Genomic DNA, 22,755 nt, shown 5'->3' with positions numbered 1-22,755 from the left:
GGGCGTGGGCCGGGTGGGAGAATGCGACCATGACCGAACACCCCACTTCCCGCGCGACGGCGACGACGGCGCTCCGCGACCATGTGCTCGGGGCCCTGCACCCCGGCGACGGGTCGGCGCCGCTGTTCTCCGCCGTCGTCGTCCTGGTGAGCGATGCGGGGGAGGTGCTCGCGAGAGAGGCCCACGGGCTGACCGCCGACTGGGTGGACGAGAGCGGCACACGCCGACGGGGAGCGCCGGTCACGGGGGACACGCTGTTCGACCTGGCGTCGATCACGAAGTCATTCGTCACCGCCGCGGCGCTCGCGGAGTTCGCGGACCGCGGCTTCCTGGAATCCGGACGGGAAGGACTGCGCATCCCCGTGAAGGAGTGGCTGCCCGAGTACCGGGAGCTGCCCGCGGTGACCCTTCTTGATGTTCTGACGCACCGGGCCGGCCTGCCGAGCGAGTGGGAGGACAACCGGCCGGGACCCGACGCCTGGGGGCGGTTCCGCACGGTGCTGCCGACCGGTCCCGCCGGAACCGTTCACGCCTACTCGTGCGTCGGCTTCATCTGGCTGGGTCTGTGCCTGGAAGCCATGACCGGCACACCGCTGGACGAGATCGTGGGGGACCGGATCCTGCGCCCGCTGGGCCTCACGAACACCGGCTATCGGCCCTCGATTCCGCTGGACGGGGTTGCGGCGACCGAGATCCAGCCGGGGCGGGGGCTCGTCCACGGGCAGGTGCACGACGAGACCGCCTGGGCGCTGGGCGGGGTGAGCGGCAACGCCGGCCTGTTCAGCACGGCCGGCGACCTGCTCACCTTCACCGAGATGCTGCGGAACGGCGGAGTCCATGAGGGTGATCAGGTGCTCAGTCCCGGTGCGGTCGGCCTCATGACGACGCCCGTGCCCGGGCCGGTCTCCGGACAGTACGAGCAGGCGGTCGGCCTCCGGGTGGGCGAGCCGTGGCACCACGCGCTGGCGCCGGGTGGCCTACGGATTCCGGTTCCGGCAGGGCATGGCGGCTACACGGGAACGGCCTTCGGATTCGTGCCGGGAGGACGCCGGAGCGTCGTCCTGTTGACCAATCGCGTGCACCCGCACCGCGGCGAGGACGACCGGTTCGCGGCCTTCCGGCAGCGGCTGATGGAGCTGGCCGGAGGCCTCTGACCGTCCGTCAGGAGGTGCCGCTGATGACCGGCATGGCTCGGGAGAAGCCGCCGGATTCCACCAGCTGAACGACGGCGGCGCCCACCCGGGCGCGCGGCGTGAACAGTTCGGCCGGGCCGTGCGGGGTGAGGTTCACCGTGCCGTGGTGGCTCCCGCCTGTGAGTTTCAGGACGCGGATGATCGTGTAGTCCACGGGGCTCTCCTGAAGGATCCGCACGTGCTCCTTACCGTCGGCGATGCGCTTCGGGTCCACGACGCCGATCGCGAAGTTGGCGGCACGGTCGAAGAGGGGGATGCGGTCCCCGGGGAGGCGGACGCCGGTCCCGGTGAGGGAGATGAGGCGGGTCTCCGGCTGCCGGGCGGCGATGATTTCCACGCAGTGCTGGATCGCCACCGACTGGACATCGGCGCTGGAGCGACGGTTGTGGCCGATCATGCTGACCGCGACGTCGGCCCCGTCCAGAAGGGCGGCGACCTCGTCCTTGTTCCTCGCGTCGCAGCGCATCTCCTCGAGGCCGGGATGGCCCGGCAGGGTCGATGCGGACCTGACGCCCGCCCTGACCCGGAAACCGGCCTCGAGCAGCGCGGCCACGCACGCCTGGCCGGATCGTCCCTGAGCAGCGAGTACAGCGATCAATGGCTTCATGACCCCAGCGTATCCGGGCGGACGCCGGACCGGCGGAACGGGTTTCCGAGGTGCACGTCTCCGGAGGGCGCCCCGAGACGACTCAGGCCGTCCCCCTGAACATGGGGGACGGCCTGAGAAGCTGGACCTGGGGCGTGTCAGCGGGTCAGGACCCAGGACACCGCGTCGAAGGCGTTCACGGTCCAGAGCAGCTTTTCGCCGTCCTGCGGGGTCGGCCAGCTGGAGAGCTTCGCGGCCACGACGCCGGCGGAGCGGTTCACGTAGACCATCTGGCCGTGGATGCCGAGAGCCAGGAGCGGATTGGATCCCTCGCGAGGGAACCAGAACCCGTTGCGGTACATGCCGCCCGGCATGAGCGTCGGCTCGGGCGCGTTCGCGAAGGCGTCCCGGCTGTCGGGGCCGCCGGCGAACGTGTCCGCGACCCACCAGGACGGGAGGACCGGGGTGTCATCGAGCGCAAAGCCGTCGCGGAGGAACAGGTTGCCGAAGCGTGCCAGGTCCCGCAGCCCGGCGGACACGCCGCCGTCGAACATGCCTTCACCGGCGCTGTCCACGCCCACGTGCGCGCCGAGTTCGGCGCCCATGGGCTGCCAGAGCCGCTCGGACATGAGGTCGGCGGCGTGACGGCCCGTCGCGCCTTCGAGCACGAACCCGAGGGCGTCGGTCTCGCACGACTTGTAGTCGAAGGCGCCGCCGTGGTCCCGGTCCTTGCCCAGGCTCGCCAGGAAGTCCAGCAGGGTGGCCGGGGCGTTCGGGTGACGGCGAGGAGCCCAGCCGATGGCCTGCTCCAGGAGTCGCACCTCGGCGTCGGGGTCCAGATACTTCTCCGAGAAACGGACGCCCGTCCGCATGTCCATGAGGTGCCGGACGGTGGCGCCTTCGTAGCCCGAGCCGGCCAGAGCCGGGACGTAGCTGGTCACGAGAGCGTCGGCGTCCAGTTCCCCGCTGCCCTGGAGGGATCCCGCCACCGAGGTGGTGAGGGACTTGCTCACGGACATCAAGAGGTGGACGCTGGCCGGGGTCATGGTGTTGAAGTAGCCCTCACCCACGAGAGCGCCGTCCTTCGTCACCACCCAGCCGTCGGTGAAGGTGCTTTCCAGGACCTCGGCGAACGTCGCCGTGCGGTCCTCCCAGGGATGGGGGACCGGGACCGCGGACAGATCGACCGGGGCCGGAGGCAGAACAGTGGCGCGGACGCCCCGTGGGATGGACCGCACCGGAAGGAACGTGGCGATGTTCTGCATCGACCAGTTGAGGTGCGGAGCCAGCTGCCACTGGTCCAGAGGAGGGGCAGCCGGAGTGCTCGGTTGGCCGGTGCTCATGCCGTAGCTCTCGTCTGCAAACATTCCACCAAGTATGGCATGGGTAATTTAATTCCCTTTCGCGGGAGCGGGCCATTTCACGGGTTCGGAATCCGGAAGCGGGGTGGCGCGGTACATGCTCCGGATCGACTCGATGAGGTGGCGCGCATGGATCGTCAGGCCGCCGTGGGAGCCCTGGAGGCGGCCCTTCGTGACCAGGATCCCGAGGTCCGCACCCTTCCAGCGATAATCGCCCGGACCATAGATGCGCAGGTAGAACGCTTCCGACTCGTTGTTGACCAGGTGCCAGTCCAGCTCCCGGTGCGCGAAGACGAACCGGCCCTGACCGTCCAGCACATACAGTCCGGTGGTGGGGGCGGCGTCGATGTGCTCCACGGTCTTGTCCGTGTGTTTGATCACCATGTGGCTCCACTCGTCCTCTGAGGCGAGTTCCTCCCAGCGGGCGTTGATCTCATCCACGTCCAGGGTGAACTCGACGCCCGAGTATTCAAGGAGGTGGAAGACGAAGAGCGGCACATCGGCGTAGGCGCCCGCCGTCACGTTGGTGATGGCGGAGGCCCCGCTGATCCGGGGGTTCAGCTCGCCGAGGTAGACCTCGTCGGTGTCCGTGTCGAGCAGGACGTCGACTTCGAAGAACCCGCGGTACCCCTCCTTCGCGAGACGGTCACCGAGCTTCCGCACGAGTTCCGTGGTGGCATGCCGTGCCTTCTCGGCCAGGACGTCCGGGTACATCTCGTTGCCGGCCCAGCCGCCGCGGTACGGGGTGAGCGCCTTATGGCCGGTGATCTCGGTCATGCACGGGCCCACGATGGTGCCGTGGTGGGTGATGACGGCCTCGACCGCGATCGGGCGGTTGTTGATCCGCTTCATGATCTTCACCTCCTCGCCTCGGAGGTTTTCAGCGACCGCGTCGAACTCCTCTTCCGACGTGACGAAGTAGGTGGTCTTGCCGGAGTCGCCGTAGGCGGTCTGGATGACCAGGTCCGTGCCCAGCTTTGCCGCCTTGGTGGCCTTCACGACGTCGGCCCAGCTGTCCACCGTCGTCATCACGTTCGGGACGCTGTCCACGCCGGCGGACGTGGCGATGCGGGTGGTCTCCATCTTGGAGTCGAGGCGTTCGCGCAGGGCGGCCGGCGGAAGGATCAGCTCGTAGCCGAGTTCCTGGCAGATGTGCTCGGTCTCCTCATTGAAGAAGACCATGACGATCTTGGGATGCACGCCGGCCGGGGTGCGGTGCTCGATGTGGGCGCGGACCTCGTGGTTCGTGAGCAGCCAGTTGTTGATCTCCTCGCCGCTCTGGAATTCGATGTACGGCTTGTCGGCGGGAGTGAACACCCGGGGATGGGTGCCTTCCCAGCTGTCGTAGTAGGTGATGTAGGAGAAACCGCGGACCCAGCGGTCGAGACCGAGGAGATTGAACGCCGAGGCGCCCACGAAGAAGATGGGGGATTCGTCCGTCCGGAAGAAGTGCCGGATCTCCGACATGTTGTTCAGGTGGCGTCCGTCGCCCTTGCTGCGGTTGCGGATGCGGGGAGCCGGCTTGCTGGTGCGTGAACGGCGCGGCGCGGGGATGCGCTTGGTGAGGGCGCCGCGCACGCCGGAGGTCTTGGCAGGGCCGGTCTTGACATCCGGAGCGACGACGGCGGCGACCGTGGGTTCGAGGGTCGGCGCGACCGGTTCGAGCGTGGGCGTCGGTTCGGGCGGAACGGCCGTCGCTACGGCTTTTCTGGTGCGTGGCGACGCGGTGGCTGCGGTGGTGCCCTGCTGGCTGTCTGCTCCGTTGGACGCTGCTTTCCGGACCATGGCGATTCCTTCCCTCCGGGGTACGTAGCGACATCTTGGCATGTGACCCAGGTCGCACCAAGAATGTTCCAGCGGCCCCCGGATTATGTCGGCGGGTCCGCGATTGTTGCGGCTCGGCCGGTGGCCTGACGCACCCTTTACCCGGCCCGCAAAGTGGGATAAGTTACTCATGAGTAACATCAATTCCTGTGGAGGGATCATGGCCAAGGCCGAGCTGGACATCAACAATCTGCCGTACGCGGATGGCGACTTCTTCGCCTTCGAACAATTGCTCTCCGACAAGGAGCGCGACCGCCTGAGCGAGATCAGGACGTGGCTCGACCGTGAGGTCCGGCCCATCGCCGTGGACTGCTGGAACCGCGGCGAATTCCCCATGGAGCTGATTCCCAAGCTCGCGGAGCTGGACGTGATGAGCCCGGTGCACCGCCAGGGGTATTCGAACCTGTTCGCGGGCATCGTCCACGCCGAGTTCACGCGTGCGGACACGTCCATCGCCACCTTCATGGGAGTCCATGACGGCCTCTTCACCGGCTCGATCGAGGCGCTCGCCTCGGAGGAGCAGAAGGAAGCGTGGCTGCCGGACATCTACGCCATGAAGAAGATCGGCGCCTTCGGCCTGACCGAACCCCTCGGTGGTTCGGACGTGGCCGGCGGCACGCGGACCACCGCGCAGAAGGACGGCGACACCTGGATCCTCAACGGCGCGAAGCGCTGGATCGGCAACGCCACCTTCTCGGACTACGTCGTCATCTACGCCCGTGACGTCGCGGACAACCAGGTCAAGGCGTTCCTCGTGGACACCACGCTGCCGGGCTACCGTGCCACGAAGATTGAGAACAAGATCTCGCTGCGCACCGTCCAGAACGCGGACATCGTGCTGGAGAACGTCGTCGTTCCGGACAGCCACAAGCTCGCGGGCGGCAACAGCTTCCGGGACACCAATAAGGTCCTCAAGGTCACCCGCCTGGCAGTCGCCTGGCAGGCGGTGGGGCAGCAGCTCGCCGCGTTCGACGTCGCGCGGCGCTACGCGGTGGAGCGTCACCAGTTCGGCCGCCCGCTGGCCTCGTTCCAGCTCGTGCAGGAGCAGCTCGTCAAGATCCTCGGCAACGCCGTGAGCTCCATGGGCATGATGGTCCGGCTGTCGCAGCTCGAGGACGCCGGAGTCGCCAAGGATGAGCAGTCCGCGCTGGCCAAGGCGTTCACCACTGCGCGGATGCGTGAGTCGGTGGCGATCGGCCGCAGCCTTCTGGGCGGCAACGGCATCGTGACCGACTATGAGATCGCCAAGATCTTCGCCGACGCCGAGGCCATCTACTCCTATGAGGGCACCTACGAGATCAACACCCTGGTGACGGGACGCGCCATCACCGGGATCTCCGCCATCGTCTGACGGCGGCGCCCCGAAGATTCCACGCGGCACTTCATCCGTCGCCGTGACGATCCGCTCCACTGGCAGGCCGGTTCCCCGCGGGGGAGCCGGCCTGCGGCATGAGGAGGCACTCATCTCCAGGGCAGCAGGATCGATGGGCGGGGGTCCTGGATGAAACGCAGGGGGTCCACATAGTCGTCCTCCCGACGTACGCCCCAGTGGACGCAGACGGACACGGCGCAGTGTCCGGGCCGAAGCGAGCCGATGCGCTGGCCCCGGTGCACCGCCTCTCCGGGTTTCAGATCACTCTCGACCGGTTCGAAGCTGCTCTTCAGTCCATGACCATGGTCGATGGTGATGACCGGGCGGTCCACGACGGTGCCGCGGAAGCTGACGACGCCGTCGGCGGGGGAGAGGACGGCGGCCCCATCGCCTTCTGAAGCTCGGAGATCGACTCCACGGTGCCCGCTCAGCCAGGGCTGGTCGGGCGGATCGAATGGTCGCAGCACATCGTGACGCAGAGGCCGTCCGGGATGTTCCAAGGGCCAGTCCCAGTGAGAGGCGGCCCCGGCCGTGGGTCCGTGTGACGAGGAGTGGATGACTCCTGGGGAGTCCGCCGCGGCGGAGACGGGCAGTGCCGCCAGCAGCGACGCCACCAGAACGCCTGTCCGGACGACGGGGCGGGCGGCGACCCGGCGCCGTCGTGGTGGACGGGCTGGCTGCGGACAGCTTCGTGGTCGGTCCAGGGTCTTCGTGCTCGTCATGACTCCACTGTCGCCGGGCTTCGGCAGGGGGGAAACGAGGCTGATGGCGTATGTGGAGAGGTGAGGCGCGGCACCCTGTGGAGAGCGGGGTGGGTAGCGCCCGTGTAGTACACTGGGGACTGCAGTCTTCTGTGCCCTGCGCCTGCCCGGCGGAGGTCGCGCCGACTGACTTCGCGTGTCCATCCTCGCAGCCCCCTCAATCCGTTCGCGGAGTGATCGCTGTGGGCTGGGACTGCTCACGGTCCACGTTTCCGGGTTCACCGGGACGCGGCGAGTGGTTCCTGGGGCACCAGGAGCCCGGATGTGATGTCCGGACTGATAACCGACAAAAACACTATGGCAGGGCAAGAGCGGCCACTCGAAAGGCCCTCTCACGAGAACGCGTGACCTGCCGGAAGGAGCGATGGCATGCCCGTCGTAACCATGCGCCAGCTGCTCGACAGCGGTGTCCACTTCGGCCACCAGACCCGCCGTTGGAACCCGAAGATGAAGCGCTTCATCCTCACCGAGCGCAACGGCATCTACATCATCGACCTGCAGCAGGCTCTGTCCTACATCGACCGTGCCTACGAGCACGTCAAGGCCACGGTCGCCCACGGCGGCACCGTGCTCTTCGTCGGCACCAAGAAGCAGGCTCAGGAAGCAATCGCCGAGCAGGCCACCCGCGTGGGCCAGCCCTACGTGAACCAGCGCTGGCTGGGCGGTATGCTCACCAACTTCCAGACCGTCGCCAAGCGCATCCAGCGCATGAAGGAGCTCGAAGAGCTCAACTTCGACGACGTCGCCGGCTCCGGCTACACCAAGAAGGAGCTCCTGCTCCTCAAGCGTGAGCTGACCAAGCTCGAGGCCAACCTCGGTGGTATCCGCAACCTCACGAAGACCCCTTCCCTCCTCTGGGTGGTTGACACCAAGAAGGAGCACCTGGCGGTTGACGAGGCCAAGAAGCTGGGTATCCCGGTCGTCGCCATCCTCGACACCAACTGCGATCCGGATGAGGTCGACTTCCCGATCCCGGGCAACGATGACGCCATCCGCTCCGTGAACCTGCTGACCCGCGTTGTTGCCGACGCCGTCGCCGAGGGTTTGATCGCTCGTAACAACCGCGCAAACGGCACCGCCGAGACTGCTGAAGAGCCCCTGGCCGCCTGGGAGCGCGAGCTCCTGGAAGGCGAGAAGGCTGCTGAGGCTCCCGCTGCTGAAGCTACTGAGGCTCCCGCTGCTGAGGCTCCGGCCGCCGAGTAAGTCCCTGACTGCGACCGTTCCGGGCCCCGCCCGGAACGGCTGGTGACAGGATGGCTGCCTCCGGGCGGCCATCCTGTCACGCATGTCATACCCAGATCTTTAGACGCAACAACACATTTGAGGGGTTCCCATGGCGAACTACACTGCTGCTGACATCAAGGCCCTGCGTGAGCGCACCGGCGCCGGCATGATGGACGTCAAGAAGGCTCTTGACGAGGCCAACGGTGATGCCGAGAAGGCCATTGAAATCATCCGTATCAAGGGCCTGAAGGGCGCCACCAAGCGCGAAGGCCGCTCCACCGCCGAGGGCCTCGTCGCCGCCAAGGTCGTGGGCAACGTCGGCTACATGGTCGAGGTCAACTGCGAGACCGACTTCGTCGCCAAGAGCGACAAGTTCATCTCCATCGCCGACAAGGTGCTCGCCGCAGCCGTGGCCGCCAACACCGGTGACCTGGAGACCCTGCTCGCCGCCGACGTCGACGGCAAGCCGCTGTCCGAGGTCGTCGTCGAAGAGGGCGCCGTGCTGGGCGAGAAGGTCGCCGTTCGCCGCGTGGCCCGCGTCGAGGGTGGCACCGTTGACGCCTACCTGCACAAGACCTCCAAGGACCTCCCGGCTCAGGTCGGCGTGCTGTTCGCCGTCTCCGGCACCGGCGAGGCCGCCGAGACCGCCGCTCACGACGTCGCCGTTCACGTGGCCGCCATGGCCCCGAACTACCTGACCCGTGAAGACGTTCCGGCCGAGCTGGTCGACAACGAGCGCCGCATCGCCGAGGAGACCGCCAAGGCCGAGGGCAAGCCCGAGGCTGCGCTGCCGAAGATCGTCGAAGGCCGCGTGACCGGCTTCTTCAAGGGCGAGGTTCTCGTGGACCAGGCATTCGCCAAGGACGCCAAGAAGACCGTCGGCGCCGTCCTCGAAGAGGCGGGCGTCCAGGCTGTGGCCGTCGCACGCTTCCGCGTCGGCTCCTAGTCAGACATTCAGAAGGGGTGGCTACTTCGGTAGCCGCCCCTTTTGTGTGCGCACCGACGGACGGTTTCCGCCCGCCAGGGGAGGGCACACAGACGGCGCCGCTGGCGCCGGGCTCCGCAACATATAGTGAAGACAGAACCGAGCCAGGGAGGCCCCATGGAAAACACCACCATCGCCAACGATCCGTCGCCGCGCCGCCGTCGAGTGCTGCTGAAGCTCTCCGGCGAGGTCTTCGGTGGAGGCAAGCTGGGCGTCGATCCTGAGACGGTGCGTGGCATCGCCACCCAGATCGCCGAGGCGGTCAGGAACGAGGTGGAAGTGGCCGTCGTGGTGGGCGGTGGCAACTTCTTCCGGGGCGCCGAACTGTCGCAGAGCGGCATGGACCGGTCCCGTGCGGACTACATGGGCATGCTCGGCACGGTCATGAACAGCCTGGCCCTGCAGGACTTCCTGGAGCAGGCCGGCGTCGACACCCGCGTGCAGTCCGCGATCTCCATGGCTCAGGTGGCCGAGGTCTACATCCCGCGCCGTGCCATCCGTCACATGGAGAAGAACCGTGTGGTGATCTTCGGGGCGGGCGCAGGCCTGCCGTACTTCTCGACGGACACCGTGGCGGCCCAGCGCGCGCTGGAGATCCACGCCGACGAGGTCCTCATGGCGAAGAGCGGCGTGGACGGCGTCTACACCGCGGACCCCAAGACCAATCCGGACGCCGAGAAGCTCGACGTCCTCAGCTATGACGAGGCCCTGCGACGCGACATCCGCGTCATGGATCAGACGGCCATGACCATGTGCAAGGACAACAAGCTCCCCATGCTGGTTTTCGGCATGGAGGGCGAAGGCAACGTCACCCGCGCCATCCTCGGTGAGGACCTCGGCACCCGCGTCACCCCGTAACACCACGGCCGCGGCCGCCCCGAACCCTGCGGAAGGCCGGGGGCGGCGGCTGCGGCTAGGATGTTTGTAGTTGTGCCTGGATCTCAGGCACGTTTCACCCATGAGTTCACAGGAGAAACCGTGATCGAAGAGACCCTGCTCGAAGCGGGCGAAAAGATGGACAAGGCCATCGAGGTGGCCAAGGAAGATTTCGCCTCGGTGCGCACGGGTCGCGCGAACCCGGCTCTCTACAGCAAGGTGATCGTGGAGTACTACGGCACTCCCACTCCTCTGCAGCAGCTGGCCTCCTTCGCCGTTCCGGAAGCCCGCACCATCCTCATCACCCCGTACGACAAGACGGCTCTGCGTGACATCGAGAAGGCCCTCAGCGACTCCGAGGTGGGCGCCAACCCGTCCAACGACGGCAACGTCATCCGCGTGGTGCTCCCCGAGCTGACGCAGGAGCGCCGCAAGGAGTACGTCAAGATCGTCAAGGGCAAGGCCGAAGACGCCAAGGTCTCCGTCCGTTCCATCCGCCGCAAAGCCAAGGACACCCTGGACAAGCTCGTCAAGGACGGCGAAGCCGGCGAGGACGACGGCGCCCGTGGCGAGAAGGAGCTCGATGCCCTGACCAAGCAGCACGTCGACGCGATCGACGAGCTGCTGAAGCGCAAGGAAGCTGAGCTCCTCGAAGTCTGATGACTGAGCACGCCGGGCGGCGCCGTCCCCCGCGAACCGCGCGTCCCAACCCCACGCCGAAGGCCGGCCGGGATCTCCCGGCCGCCATCGGCGTGGGGCTCGGACTGCTCGTCGTGGTGCTGGGCACGCTGTTCTTCCTTCCTCTCGGCTTCGTGGCCGTCGTGACGGGCTTCGCCTGTCTCGGCGTCTGGGAGGTCGCCCGCGCCCTGGAGAGCTATGGCATCCGGGTGACGATCGCGCCCCTCATGCTGGCCTCGGTCGCGCTGCCGTTCGTCTCCTATTTCGGAGGACTCGAAGCCCTGCTCTACGGGGTGGTGGCCGGCGCCTTCGCGATCCTGGTCTGGCGCAGCGCCGAGTCCGCCGAAGGGGCTGCCCCCAGCATCTACGCGAGCATCTTCATCCTGGCGTGGGTGCCGTTCTTCATCAGCTTCGCGGTCCTGGCCATGCACACCGGGGTGGGACAGGCCAGCATCGGTCTCTGGCCGGGCGGTCAGGCTCCGCAAGGCGTGTTCCAGCTGATGACCATGCTGCTCCTGGTGGTCGCGAATGACACCTTCGGCTACCTGGTGGGGGCTTCGCTTGGCAAGCACCCGATGGCGCCGAAGATCAGCCCCAAAAAGTCCTGGGAGGGTTTCGCCGGTTCGGTGGCCGGAGCCGTCCTCATCGGCATCCTGGCCTGCGTGTTCTTCCTCGACAAGCCGTGGTGGCTGGGTGTCGTCCTGGCGATCGGCATGGTCGGCGCCGCCACGGCCGGGGACCTGGCCGAGTCGATGGTCAAGCGGGAGCTGGGCGTCAAGGACATGAGCTCGATCCTTCCCGGGCACGGCGGCGTGATGGACCGGCTGGACTCGGTTCTCTTCGCCGCACCGGTGGCCTTTATCCTGTTCCATGTCTTTGAAAACGCACATTGATGCCGGATGAAGACACCGCATCACGTACTTTCCGTAAGGGGAAATCCATGACAGAAGCGAGCAGCGGCAAGATCCCCGCGACCTTCCGCCGTGTCGAACGCTCCAGCTATGGCTACAGCGTGGCGCAGGTGGACGACTTCATGGAGCGCGGTCGCGCGGTCTTCGAGGACCCCATGCACGACCGTCCCCTCACCAGCACCGATGTGCGCAAGGTCGCCTTCGATCCGGCACGCGGCGGCTACGAGGCCGCCCAGGTCGATCACGCCCTGGACATCTTGGAGGACGCTCTGGCGCGGCGCGAACGCGACCGGCTGATTTCCAGCGAGGGCGAGGAAGCCTGGCTCGGCGAGGTCGGACGGCTGTCGGCGCTGCTGCGCCAGCGTCTCTACCGTCCCGACGGCGAGAAGTTCCGCCATCCGTCCAAGTCCCGGACGCAGGGATATGCGGTGACCGAGGTCGATGCGCTGTGCAAGGACATCGTGGACTATCTGGAACACGATCACGCGCTGAGCGTCGATGACGTCCGTCGCGCCTCCTTCCCGCCCGCGAAGGGCCAGGACGCCTACGAAGAGGCCCAGGTGGACGCCTTTCTCGACCGCGTCGTCGAGCTGATGGCCGCCATCGACTGACGGCGCTCCGCCGCGCGGCGCCGCCGTGGGGACAGCCGTCAGCGGCGCTCCGGTGCGTGGAGCCGGGTGAGGATCCGCCAGGCGTCGACCGGGACGCTTCGCGGGGTCCGCGACGAGACGCCGATCATGACGGCGAACGCCAGGGGCACGCTCCAGGCGGCCGGCTGCGAAAGCCAGACCGGCGCCGTCGTGCCCAGAACCGCCGTCGCGATCATGGCGGCGCCGCACCCCAGGCCTCCCGTGACCATGCCGGCCACTGCGCCCGCCGTGCTGAGGCGGGGCCACCAGATGCCCAGCACGAGCACGGGGCAGAGGGTCGAGGCGGTGAAGGCGAACACCTGGCCCACGCTGCCCGCCAGGGCAGGGCTCTGCGTCGGCACCGAGAGCAGGAACGGCACCAGCATCGCGAGCACGGCCGCTCGGCGGAAGCCCTTCACCCCGCCGCCCAGCGCATCCTGCGACAGCACGCCCGCCACGGACACCACGAGCCCCGACGTCGTGGACAGGAAGGCCGCGAAGGCCCCGGCCACCACGAGGGCGGTGAGCAGGTCGCCGAGTGCCCCCGGGACCAGAACATGCGGCAACAGCAGCACGACGGCGTCGGGCTGGGTTCCGGCGACGACGCCGGGCGCATAGACGCGGGCCAGATAGCCGAACGCGACGGGCAGCAGGTAGAACGCCGACAGGAGGCCGAGCACCAGGACGGTCGTCTTCCGGGCCGTCGGGCCGTCCGGATTCGTGTAGAAGCGCACCAGGACGTGGGGCAGGCCGAGCGTTCCCAGCAGCAGAGCCAGGAAGAGCGAGATGTTCTGATACGTTCCGAGAGCTCCGGTGGCGGCCATGGCCGGCACCGTCCGGGGCGCCGCGGCGGGATGCAGCCCCGGCACGGAGAACAGCATGAAGAGCACCGGGACCGCCAGGGCCGCGAGCTTGAGCCAGAACTGGAACGCCTGGACGAAGGTCATGGACCGCATGCCGCCCGCGACGACGGCCAGCGTGACGACCAGCGCGACCGTCCCCGAACCGGCCCACGACGGCAGCCCGGTCATGGTCGAGACGGTGAGCGCCGCCCCGTGGAGCTGCGGGATGATGTAGAGGCACCCGACCAGGACGACGAGAAGGCTGGTCAGCCGCCGCGCCGGAAGCGATCCGAGCCTCGCCTGGACGAAGTCCGGCACCGTGTACGCGCCGGAGCGCCGCAGCGGCGCCGCGACGAACAGCAGCAGCATGAGGTATCCGGCGGTGTAGCCGACCGGATACCAGAGAGCGTCCCGACCGTTCAGGAACACCAGCCCCGCGACGCCCAGGAAACTCGCGGCGGAAAGGTACTCACCGCCGATGGCCGAAGCGTTCCACCAAGGCTGGACCGTGCGGGACGCCACATAGAAATCGCTCGTGGTCCGCGAGATGCGCAATCCGTGGATCCCGATGAGAAGGGTTGCCGCGGCGACCAGGAGGATCGCGCCGACGGCGAGTGAGGCGTTCACCGGTCCTCGGTGAGATCGCGGTACCGGTCCTCGTTGCGCTGGGCGAGCCGGGTGTAGAGCACGGCGCCGAGGAGGATCACCGGGAAGAGCCCCGCTCCCAGGAGGATCCACTCGAAGGGGACGCTCAGCACGCTGAGATCGCGAAGCCAGGGGACCCACACCAGCAGCACGGAGAACGTGGCCGCGATCAGCAGGAATCCCAGGGCGACCACAAGGGCCAGGCGCAGCTGGGTGCGGAGCAGGGACCGCAGGTAGACGTGGGCGGCGTCGTCTTCCGTGGACTGCCGGGCGCCGCCCGGCGCCGGGCGCAGGGGGACCGGCGCCTGCGACCGCGCGGAAGGGCCGACGACACGGACCCGCGTCATCCGCCGGACCTCAGGCGCGAGGGGGTGAGCGCGTTCCGCACGGCCGGGAGCAGACGGCGGCTGATGGGCAGCTCCGCGCCGGCGACGGTGACGCTCGGCGCGGCCGCTCCGAGCTTGAGCGAGCTCACGTGCCCGAGCGCCACGAGGTAGGAGCGGTGGATCCGCAGGAAGCCCGCGGTGCCCCACTGCTGTTCCAGTTCACTCAGAGGGACGCGGACCAAATAGCTCGCCTCGGCGGTGTGGAGCCGTGCATAGTCGCCCTGGGCCTGGACGTACTGCACCTCGTCGCGACGGACCATGCGGGTGACACCACCCAGCTCCACGGGGATCATCTCCGGTGCCCGCAAGGCCTCTCCGGCGGGCTCGCTGATCCGGGACACGGAGCGGGCCAGGCGTTCCGGGCGGATCGGCTTGAGCAGATAGTCGACGGCGGCCAGTTCGAAGGCCTCCAGGGCGCAGTCCTCGTCGGCGGTCACGAACACCACGGCGGGTGGAGAAGGACGGGAGTTGAGCGTGCGGGCGAGCTGCAATCCGGACAGACCGGGCATGTGGATGTCGAGGAAGACGGCGTCGAACACTGTGGCGTCCAGTTCCTTCAGGGCCTGTTCCCCGGATTCCGCCCGGTGGATGTCTCCCACCCGGGCGTCCTTGCCCAGCAGGAACGTGAGTTCTTCGATGGCGGGGAGCTCGTCGTCCACCACCAGGACCCTGAGCGCCGCTGTGATTGCTGTCACTCGACCAGGGTAGCGCGGGCGCTTCAGGCCTCGTGGCGAGGCTGGGACTTCGGGATGCGGAGTGTCACCAGGGTCCCTTCACCCGGCGCGGTCTCCACGACCAGGCCGTGACCGTCGCCGTACACCTGCCGCAGCCGGAGATCGACGTTCCGCAGCCCCACGTGGTTCCCGCCTCCGTCCTGCCCGGCGAGCAGGGCGCGCAGACGCTCGGGATCCATGCCGACGCCGTCGTCCTCCACGCTGACCACGGCGTCACCACCCTCCTCATACGCCTTGATGGTGATGGTCCCGGTGCCGGCCCGGGACTCGAGCCCGTGACGGACCGCGTTCTCGACCAGCGGCTGGAGGCTGAGGAACGGGACGATCGTGCTCAGCACCTCGGGCGCGATCGTCAGGGACAGCTGCAGGCGCTCGCCGAACCGCGCCCGCTCCAGCAGGAGGTAGCGGTCGATGCTCCGGAGTTCCTCGGCGAGGGTGGTGAAGTCCCCGTGCCGCCGGAACGAGTACCGGGTGAAATCGGCGAACTCCAGCACGAGCTCCCGGGCCCGGGCGGGGTCGGTGTTGATGAACGAGGCGATCGCGTTGAGTGAGTTGTAGATGAAGTGGGGGCTGATCTGCGCGCGCAGGGCCTTCAGCTCCGCTTCGACGAGCATGGTGCGGGACCGCTCGAGGTCGGCCAGCTCGAGTTGGGAACCCAGCCAGGAGGCCAGCTCGGTGGTCGCCCGGAGCAGCCCGGCGCCGGGGGCGGTGCTCACGGCGACCAGCAGGCCGACCACCTCCCCGTCCACGCGGACGGGCGCCGTCGCGGCTCCGGACATGGTCTCACCCCCGGGCCCGCTTCCGTGCCGGCTCCCGCGCCCCGGGCCACGTCCGCTGCGGCGGCCCCGGGCCTGCGGCGTCGGTCTGAGCAGCGCCGGCCGGTGCGGACGGCCATCGCCCCACGCGCGGTCCAGGACCTCCTGCCGCTCGGGGGGTTCCGTGCCGTCCCAGGTGAGGAGGCCGCCGTCGGCGTCCAGGAGGGCGATCGCCTCGCAGCCGAGCAGTGCGCGCAGATGGCGGGCGGCGCGGGACGCGCTCTCCGGTGACAGGCCGGCGCGCAAGTGCGTTCCCGCGAGCGCCGCGCTGTGGAGGGTCTGGTAGGTGGCGCGTTCGGCGTCACTGCCGAGTTCGCGGAAGGAACGGAGGATCTGGACGCCGACGCCGGTCACCGCGGCGATGGCCAGGGTGACGACGCCGACGGCGAGGGCGAGCAGGAGCGCGGAATCCGGCATGGGCTCAGCGTAGCGAGCCGTGGTCCGCGCGGGCCGGAATCGGGCCGCAGGAGTCCAGGTCCGCTGCCGTTCGTCGCACGTCTCACTCCGCTGGGCGATCCGATCCGGTGTCTGCCGGACACGGACCCCACGACGATCGCATAGTGATGTCAGTCACACCCGATCTGAAGATCGGAGACCACCGGGCCGCCCCGGTCCGGACCAGGCAGCACTAGCAGCTTCAAGGAGGAAGCCATGGGACACGAGACCCCTCCCGAGGACGGCGCACTGGCCGTGGACTTTCAGGAGGTCCAGGCCACACCGGAATTCCAGGACCTGCGGAGGAAGCACCGCAGCTTCGTCTTCCCGCTGGCCGCGTTCTTCCTGCTCTGGTACTTCGCCTACGTCCTCCTCGCCGATTACGCCCACGAGTTCATGTCGGCGAAGCTCTGGGGGAACATCAACGTCGGTCTGGTGTTCGGGCTTCTCCAGTTCGTCACGACCTTCGGCATCACGGCCTGGTATGTGCGGTATTCGAACAAGACGCTGGACCCGATCGCGACCGGCATCCGCGAAGGCATCGAACGGCACGAGCATGACCGTTCCGCCGCCACGCCGGGTGAGGGGGCGGCGCGATGAGCCTTCCCATGGTGCAGCTCTCAGCACTCAAAGAGACCACGCTCCTGAACATGGGGATCTTCGCCGCCTTCGTGCTGGTGACCCTCGTGATCGTGATCCGGGCGAGCCGGAACAACAAGACCGCGGCCGACTACTACGCCGCCGGCCGGTCGTTCACGGGCTCCCAGAACGGGACCGCGATCGCCGGCGACTACCTCTCCGCGGCCTCGTTCCTCGGGATCACCGGGGCGATCGCCCTCAACGGCTATGACGGATTCCTGTATTCGATCGGCTTCCTGGTGGCCTGGCTCGTGGCGCTGCTCCTGGTTGCGGAGCTCCTGCGCAACACCGGCAAGTTCACCATGGCAGACGTCCTGTCCTTCCGGCTGCGCCAGCGCCCGGTGCGGATCGCGGCGGCCCTGTCCACGCTGGCCGTCTGCTTCTTCTACCTGCTCGCGCAGATGGCGGGCGCCGGAAGCCTCATCTCGCTGCTGCTGGGCATCAGCGACTGGGGAGGGCAGGCGCTCGTGATCGTGGTGGTCGGCGTCCTGATGATCGTGTACGTGCTGATCGGCGGGATGAAGGGCACCACCTGGGTCCAGATCATCAAGGCGGTGCTGCTGATCGCGGGCGCTGCCGTCATGACCCTGTGGGTCCTGGCGAGCTACGGCTTCAACCTCTCCGCCCTGCTCGGCGGCGCCGTCGACGCAGCCCAGAATCCGGCCGTCCTGAATCCGGGCCTCCAGTACGGCAAGAGCCCGACCACCAAGCTGGACTTCGTCTCCCTGGCCCTGGCCCTCGTACTCGGCACGGCGGCGCTCCCGCACGTGCTCATGAGGTTCTACACCGTCCCCACGGCGAAGGAGGCTCGCAAGTCGGTGGTGTGGGCGATCTGGCTGATCGGCGCGTTCTACCTGATCACCCTGATCCTGGGCTACGGCGCCGGCGCCATGGTGGGCGCCGACCTCATCAAGAAGGCTCCGGGCGGGGTGAACTCGGCGGCTCCGCTGCTCGCCTTCCATCTGGGCGGTCCGCTGTTGCTGGGCTTCATCTCCGCGGTCGCGTTCGCCACGATCCTCGCCGTGGTCGCGGGCCTGACCATCACCGCCGCGGCGTCCTTCGCGCATGACATCTACGCCAACGTCATCGCGAAGGGGAAGTCGGACCCCGCCCAGGAGGTCAAGGTGGCGCGGCGGACCGTGGTGGTGATCGGCGTGCTGGCGATCATCGGCGGGGTCTTCGCGAACGGGCAGAACGTCGCGTTCCTCGTGGCGCTCGCCTTCGCGGTGGCCGCCTCGGCGAATCTGCCCACCATCATCTACTCCCTGTTCTGGAAGAGGTTCACCACTCAGGGGGCGCTCTGGAGCATGTACGGCGGACTGGCGTCCGCGGTGTTGCTGATCACCTTCAGCCCGGTGGTCTCCGGAACCAAGACCTCGATGATCCAGAACGCCGATTTCGCCTGGTTCCCGCTCAGCAACCCCGGGATCATCTCGATCCCGCTGGCCTTCGTGCTCGGCTGGCTGGGCACGATCCTGGACCGGCGGAAGGAGGATCCCGCCAAGCAGGCGGAGATGGAGGTGCGGTCCCTGACAGGCGTGGGCGCCGAGAAGGCCGTGGACCATTAGTCCGTTCCCGCGCAGGCCCTCGTCGAGGCCGCCGGCTCGCGCTGCACCCGTTCCGTCATGGGACGGTCCGCAGCCGGCCGGCGGCCTCGGCCGCGCACGGCAGACCGCACCGCCTGGACCGGGTACGCGACGACGGCGACGGCCAGGACCGCGCCCGCGGCCAGCATGGCGAACCGGTAGCCGTCCGGGCCGGCTGCGAGGGCGATGGTGCCGAAGACCGCCACGCCGATGCCGTTCCCGAGGGCGAAGCTGACCTCCTGGACCGCGCCCACCTGACCGGCCTGGGCCGGCGTCGTGTAGTCGAAGAGGGCGGCCGCGGCCAGCGTTCCCACTGCGCCGAAGCCCGCCCCGATCAGGCCGAGCGCGACCGGGATGCCCGGGAGCCCGGACGCCAGCCAGAGCTGACCGAGCAGCGCCACCAACAGTGCGAGCGTCGTGATGGTCTTGCGGCCGACCCAGCGCAGGGCCAGGGGAGCGGTCGCGCCGACGATTCCGGTCAGCGCCGCCAGGGGGAGCAGGACCAGGCCGGCCCCGGCAGGGCTGAGCCCCTGTTCGTCCTGGACCTGCTGCCCGACCAGGTAGAGGGTCGCGGCGGTGGTCCCGGTGATCACGAGGATGTGGCTGTAGGCGATGCTGAACTCGCGGATGCGGAAGATCCCGACATCGATCAGCGGATTGTCGAGCGTTTTCTGGCGGCGCACGAAGAGGTAGCCCGCCGCGAGTCCGGCCGCGGCCAGCACCGCGGCGGGCATCGTCTCCGCCAGCGCATGCTGCAGAGCGTAGACGATCCCGCCGATCGCGAGCACCGACGTGGCGATGCTCAGCGGATCCCAGTGCGGTGGGACGGGCGCCCGCCCTTCGGGGACGAAGCGGAGGGCTGCCAGGACCGCGATGACCGAGAGCGGCACGCACCCCAGGAAGATCCAGCGCCATCCCGGTCCCTCGGTCAGCACGCCGCCGAGCAGCGGCCCGAACGCGCTTCCGGCCCCGAACGCCGCCGTCCAGAATCCGTAGGCGAGGACTCGTTCGCGCGCGTGGAACTGCGTGCCGATGGTCGAGACCACGCTCGAGATGACCATGGCCTCGGAGATCCCCAGGAGCATCCGGAGGGCGATGAGCCCCGGCCCCGCCGACTGGAGCCCGGCGACCAGGTTGAACACGGCGAAGCCGCCGAGCCCGAGCACCATGACCCGTCTCCGGCCCCAGTGGTCTCCGGCGCGAGCGGCCAGGACGAGCGTGACGCCGAGGGTGAGCGGGTAGATGTCGATGATCCACACTCCGACTCCGGGGTCCAGCCGCAGCTCGGACAGCAGGGCCGGGAGCGCGGTGATGATCGAGCTGAGGCTCAGGCTTCCGATCAGCACGCCGAGCAGCATGGGGACGAGGGCGAGCCAGCGGCGGGAGGACGGCGCCGTCGCAGGGGCGCTGTGGACGTGGGACATGTTCTCAGACTGCTGGGTATGCCTACCATGGGCAAGTACTGACTTTTCCTGCCCGTACTGACAAAAATGTCAGTACCTGCGGTCGTCGGAAGGAGATCCGCGTGCGCGAACGGACGGAGAAGGTGGTCCGGGAATGGCCGGCGGAATGCGCGGCCGAGGTCGCCGTGGTGGTGCTCGGCGGGGCCTGGAAGCCGGCCATTCTCAGCCTGCTGCACCAGGACGGGGTGATCCGCTTCGGCGAGCTGGGACGTCGCCTGGGGGACCCTCCGCCGAGGGTCCTCACCCGCCAGTTGCGCGAACTCGAGGACGACGGGCTCGTCCTGCGGACCGTCTATCCGCAAGTGCCCCCGAAGGTCGAGTACTCGCTGACGGAGCTCGGCCGTGGCGCCTTGCCGATCATCCACCAGCTTGCCCGGTGGGGCGCCGACTATGCGGGCAGGATCGACGCCGAGGATTGAGCAGAATGCCCAGTGCGGCGTGTGCCGCTGGGGCATTCAGGCTACTCGGACAGGGCATGGATTCACCGAACACCGCATTCCGCGCAATTGCGCCGGAAGTGCTTGTTCGCGCTTTTCAATGTGAGTAGCCTCACAAGTAAGAGCTGCATGTGACGATGGCGTCCAGAGGGGCTCCGGGCGATCCCTGGAGTGACTCGGCCGCGGCGAAGGGAAGTTGACTATCGTGCCCGACCTCAATCCCCACCACCCCGGGGAAGAAATGCTCCAGGTGCTCGCCCCGAGTGGAGAGCGCCTGCCGGAGCCTCAGCTGGACCCCTGGCTCCAGGACCTCGATGGCGATGACGGCGCCGCCGTCCTGGCCGGACTGTACGAGGACATGGTGGTGATCCGGCGGATCGACGCCGAAGCCACCGCCCTCCAGCGCCAGGGAGAACTGGCCCTCTGGCCGCCGCTCCTCGGGCAGGAGGCAGCTCAGATCGGCTCCGGCCGCGCGCTCCGCCAGGACGACTTCGTGTTCTCCAGTTACCGCGAGAACGGCGTGGCCTACTGCCGCGGCGTGGACCTCAGCCAGATCCTCCGGGTCTGGCGCGGCAACGCCTCCTCCGGCTGGGACCCGTTCGCCATCAACATGGCCACACCGCAGATCATCATCGGCGCCCAGACCCTCCACGCGGTCGGCTATGCGATGGGCATACAGTTCGACGGCGCGGACGCGGCCGCGGTCGCGTACTTCGGCGACGGCGCCACGAGCGAGGGCGATGTCAACGAGGCGATGGTGTTCGCCGCGAGCTACCAGGCGCCCGCCATCTTCTTCTGTCAGAACAACCACTGGGCCATCTCCGAGCCCGTGAGCCTCCAGAGCCACATCACCTTGGCCGAGCGGGCCGGCGGCTTCGGCATCCCGCATCTGCGAGTCGACGGCAACGACGTCCTGGCGGTGCTCGCGGCCACCCGCATCGCCCTGGACCGGGCCCGGCAGGGTGGCGGTCCGAGCTTCATCGAGGCGGTGACCTACCGCATGGGACCGCACACGACGGCGGACGACCCCACTCGCTACCGGGATGCCAACGAGCTCGAGGACTGGGCCGCCAAGGACCCGATCGCCCGGCTGGAGCGTCACCTCGAGGCCAGCGGCGTCCTGGACGACGCCCTGCGGCAGCGCGTGGCAGGCGCGGCGGACGAGGTGGCCGCCGTCGTCCGCGCCGGGGTCATCTCCATGCCGGAACCCGAGGCGCTCGACGTGTTCCGGCACGTCTACGCCGAACCGAATCCCTGGCTGGAACGCCAGGAAGAGCACTACCGGCGGTATCTGGACCAGTTCGACCACTCCGGCGCCACGGCCGGCACGGCCACCGAGGGAGGGCAGCGCTGATGTCGACCATGACTTTCGCCCGCGCGATCAACGCAGGGCTCCGGCGCGCCATGGAAACGGATCCCAAAGTCCTCCTGATGGGGGAGGACATCGGATCCCTCGGCGGCGTCTTCCGGATCACGGACGGTCTGCAGAAGGACTTCGGCGCCCACCGCGTCCTGGACACGCCTCTGGCGGAGTCCGGCATCATCGGCACCGCGGTCGGCTTGGCGTACCGGGGCTACCGGCCGGTGTGCGAGATCCAGTTCGACGGGTTCATCTACCCGGCGTTCGACCAGATCGTCTCGCAGGTGGCCAAGCTGCACTACCGGACCCAGGGCCTCGTGAAGGTGCCCCTGACGATCCGCGTGCCGTTCGGCGGCGGCATCGGATCACCCGAGCACCACTCGGAATCGCCCGAGGCCTACTTCACCCACACCTCAGGGCTGCGGGTCATCTCCGTGTCGAACCCCCAGGACGCCTACACGATGATTCAACAGGCCATCGCGTGTGACGACCCGGTGCTCTACTTCGAGCCGAAGCGCCGCTATCACGACCGCGGCGAGGTGGACGAGTCGGTCGACCCGGCCACGGCGCTGTCCCTGGGCTCGGCGAGGGTGCTCACCGAGGGATCCGACGTCACCCTGGTCACGTACGGCCCGCTTGTGAAGACGGCGCTGGACGTCGCGGTGGCCGCCGGGGACGAGGGCGTCTCCGTGGAGGTCATCGATCTGCGATCCCTCTCACCGGTGGACTACCCCGTGGTGGAGGCCTCGGTCCGCAAGACCGGCCGGCTGGTGATCACCCATGAGGCGGGGCAGAACGGCGGGCTCGGCGCGGAGATCGCGGCCAGCATCACGGAACGGTGCTTCCACTATCTGGAGCACGCGCCGGTGCGGGTCACGGGCTTCGACATCCCGTACCCGTACTCCAAGCTCGAATCCCACCACCTGCCCGACCTGGACCGCATCCTCGACGGTGTCGACCGGGCCATGGGGCGCGCCAATTCCCTCTCGAACCTCCCAGGAGCGGACGACTGA

At 68.4% G+C, this 22,755-nt stretch carries 22 protein-coding genes; 13 read left to right on the top strand and 9 right to left on the bottom strand.

Annotated features, from left to right (window positions below):
• Nucleotides 1–29 precede the first annotated feature (29 nt).
• Nucleotides 30–1,154 (top strand): serine hydrolase domain-containing protein, encoded by a 1,125-nt coding sequence (locus BLV63_RS13300; protein WP_066215198.1) that lies wholly within the window; start codon nt 30–32, stop codon nt 1,152–1,154.
• Between the two features lie 7 nt (nt 1,155–1,161).
• Here BLV63_RS13300 and BLV63_RS13295 read toward each other — a convergent pair whose 3' ends face one another.
• The 3 genes from BLV63_RS13295 to BLV63_RS13285 all read right to left on the bottom strand — a co-directional run bounded on the left by BLV63_RS13295 (nt 1,162) and on the right by BLV63_RS13285 (nt 4,925).
• Nucleotides 1,162–1,800, bottom strand: a complete 639-nt coding sequence (locus BLV63_RS13295) for an NAD(P)-dependent oxidoreductase (protein ID WP_082724210.1) — start codon at nt 1,798–1,800, stop codon at nt 1,162–1,164.
• Between the two features lie 137 nt (nt 1,801–1,937).
• A complete protein-coding gene (locus tag BLV63_RS13290; protein WP_082724211.1) occupies nt 1,938–3,146 on the bottom strand; it encodes a serine hydrolase domain-containing protein in 1,209 nt (402 codons plus the stop codon).
• Between the two features lie 24 nt (nt 3,147–3,170).
• The gene (locus BLV63_RS13285; protein ID WP_082724212.1) at nt 3,171–4,925 is read right to left on the bottom strand and encodes a biotin carboxylase; all 1,755 of its coding nucleotides are present in this window, start codon (nt 4,923–4,925) and stop codon (nt 3,171–3,173) included.
• 199 nt (nt 4,926–5,124) lie between these two features.
• On the opposite strand from BLV63_RS13285, the gene BLV63_RS13280 reads away from it, so the two are divergent.
• The gene (locus BLV63_RS13280; protein WP_066215205.1) at nt 5,125–6,315 is read left to right on the top strand and encodes an acyl-CoA dehydrogenase family protein; all 1,191 of its coding nucleotides are present in this window, start codon (nt 5,125–5,127) and stop codon (nt 6,313–6,315) included.
• A gap of 110 nt (nt 6,316–6,425) precedes the next feature.
• Here the strand turns inward: BLV63_RS13280 and BLV63_RS13275 are convergent, their stop codons facing one another.
• Entirely contained in the window at nt 6,426–7,058 is a 633-nt protein-coding gene (locus BLV63_RS13275) for a M23 family metallopeptidase (RefSeq protein ID WP_082724213.1), read from the bottom strand.
• A 408-nt stretch (nt 7,059–7,466) separates the two neighbouring features.
• Between BLV63_RS13275 and rpsB the strand changes: the two genes are divergently transcribed.
• From rpsB to BLV63_RS13245, 6 genes are all read left to right on the top strand, one after another.
• Nucleotides 7,467–8,300: a 30S ribosomal protein S2 gene (gene rpsB / locus BLV63_RS13270; protein WP_066215209.1), complete on the top strand. Its 834-nt coding sequence runs from the start codon at nt 7,467–7,469 to the stop codon at nt 8,298–8,300.
• Between the two features lie 130 nt (nt 8,301–8,430).
• Nucleotides 8,431–9,267 (top strand): translation elongation factor Ts, encoded by an 837-nt coding sequence (tsf, locus tag BLV63_RS13265; protein ID WP_066215211.1) that lies wholly within the window; start codon nt 8,431–8,433, stop codon nt 9,265–9,267.
• 156 nt (nt 9,268–9,423) lie between these two features.
• Complete coding sequence (gene pyrH, locus BLV63_RS13260; protein ID WP_066215213.1) at nt 9,424–10,164, top strand: UMP kinase; 741 nt, start codon at nt 9,424–9,426, stop codon at nt 10,162–10,164.
• Between the two features lie 120 nt (nt 10,165–10,284).
• On the top strand, nt 10,285–10,842 hold the full coding sequence (frr, locus tag BLV63_RS13255; protein ID WP_066215217.1) for a ribosome recycling factor: 558 nt from the start codon (nt 10,285–10,287) through the stop codon (nt 10,840–10,842).
• The gene (locus tag BLV63_RS13250) at nt 10,842–11,753 is read left to right on the top strand and encodes a phosphatidate cytidylyltransferase (protein ID WP_066215219.1); all 912 of its coding nucleotides are present in this window, start codon (nt 10,842–10,844) and stop codon (nt 11,751–11,753) included. The genes frr and BLV63_RS13250 overlap by 1 nt, the downstream gene beginning before the upstream one ends.
• 47 nt (nt 11,754–11,800) lie before the next feature.
• Entirely contained in the window at nt 11,801–12,382 is a 582-nt protein-coding gene (locus tag BLV63_RS13245) for a DivIVA domain-containing protein (protein WP_066215220.1), read from the top strand.
• A gap of 38 nt (nt 12,383–12,420) precedes the next feature.
• Here BLV63_RS13245 and BLV63_RS13240 read toward each other — a convergent pair whose 3' ends face one another.
• The 4 genes from BLV63_RS13240 to BLV63_RS13225 are packed head-to-tail and all read right to left on the bottom strand — an operon-like array spanning nt 12,421 to nt 16,239.
• Entirely contained in the window at nt 12,421–13,869 is a 1,449-nt protein-coding gene (locus BLV63_RS13240) for a sodium/solute symporter (RefSeq protein ID WP_066215224.1), read from the bottom strand.
• On the bottom strand, nt 13,866–14,234 hold the full coding sequence (locus BLV63_RS13235) for a hypothetical protein (RefSeq protein WP_066215226.1): 369 nt from the start codon (nt 14,232–14,234) through the stop codon (nt 13,866–13,868). The genes BLV63_RS13240 and BLV63_RS13235 overlap by 4 nt, the downstream gene beginning before the upstream one ends.
• Entirely contained in the window at nt 14,231–14,968 is a 738-nt protein-coding gene (locus BLV63_RS13230; protein WP_254780558.1) for a LytR/AlgR family response regulator transcription factor, read from the bottom strand. The genes BLV63_RS13235 and BLV63_RS13230 overlap by 4 nt, the downstream gene beginning before the upstream one ends.
• Before the next feature lie 23 nt (nt 14,969–14,991).
• The gene (locus tag BLV63_RS13225) at nt 14,992–16,239 is read right to left on the bottom strand and encodes a sensor histidine kinase (RefSeq protein WP_066215228.1); all 1,248 of its coding nucleotides are present in this window, start codon (nt 16,237–16,239) and stop codon (nt 14,992–14,994) included.
• Between the two features lie 234 nt (nt 16,240–16,473).
• Between BLV63_RS13225 and BLV63_RS13220 the strand changes: the two genes are divergently transcribed.
• Nucleotides 16,474–16,857, top strand: coding sequence for a DUF485 domain-containing protein (locus tag BLV63_RS13220; protein ID WP_066215230.1), 384 nt, complete (start codon nt 16,474–16,476; stop codon nt 16,855–16,857).
• Nucleotides 16,854–18,464, top strand: a complete 1,611-nt coding sequence (locus tag BLV63_RS13215; RefSeq protein WP_066215233.1) for a monocarboxylic acid transporter — start codon at nt 16,854–16,856, stop codon at nt 18,462–18,464. Before BLV63_RS13220 ends, BLV63_RS13215 begins: the two co-directional genes overlap by 4 nt.
• Here the strand turns inward: BLV63_RS13215 and BLV63_RS13210 are convergent.
• Nucleotides 18,461–19,906, bottom strand: a complete 1,446-nt coding sequence (locus BLV63_RS13210; RefSeq protein WP_066215234.1) for an MFS transporter — start codon at nt 19,904–19,906, stop codon at nt 18,461–18,463. The two genes, BLV63_RS13215 and BLV63_RS13210, sit on opposite strands and share 4 nt — an antisense overlap.
• 101 nt (nt 19,907–20,007) lie before the next feature.
• On the opposite strand from BLV63_RS13210, the gene BLV63_RS13205 reads away from it, so the two are divergent.
• From BLV63_RS13205 to BLV63_RS13195, 3 genes are all read left to right on the top strand, one after another.
• Nucleotides 20,008–20,364 carry a winged helix-turn-helix transcriptional regulator gene (locus tag BLV63_RS13205; RefSeq protein ID WP_074784303.1) on the top strand — a complete coding sequence of 119 codons (357 nt, stop codon included), beginning with the start codon at nt 20,008–20,010 and terminating at the stop codon, nt 20,362–20,364.
• A gap of 259 nt (nt 20,365–20,623) precedes the next feature.
• Nucleotides 20,624–21,736: a pyruvate dehydrogenase (acetyl-transferring) E1 component subunit alpha gene (pdhA, locus tag BLV63_RS13200; RefSeq protein ID WP_082724214.1), complete on the top strand. Its 1,113-nt coding sequence runs from the start codon at nt 20,624–20,626 to the stop codon at nt 21,734–21,736.
• The gene (locus tag BLV63_RS13195) at nt 21,736–22,755 is read left to right on the top strand and encodes an alpha-ketoacid dehydrogenase subunit beta (RefSeq protein WP_066215238.1); all 1,020 of its coding nucleotides are present in this window, start codon (nt 21,736–21,738) and stop codon (nt 22,753–22,755) included. The genes pdhA and BLV63_RS13195 overlap by 1 nt, the downstream gene beginning before the upstream one ends.

Source organism: Arthrobacter woluwensis (genome assembly GCF_900105345.1).
Taxonomy (GTDB): domain Bacteria; phylum Actinomycetota; class Actinomycetes; order Actinomycetales; family Micrococcaceae; genus Arthrobacter_E; species Arthrobacter_E woluwensis.
The sequence above is the reverse complement of the archived record's forward strand: the minus strand, read 5'-3'. Positions and strand labels throughout refer to the sequence as shown.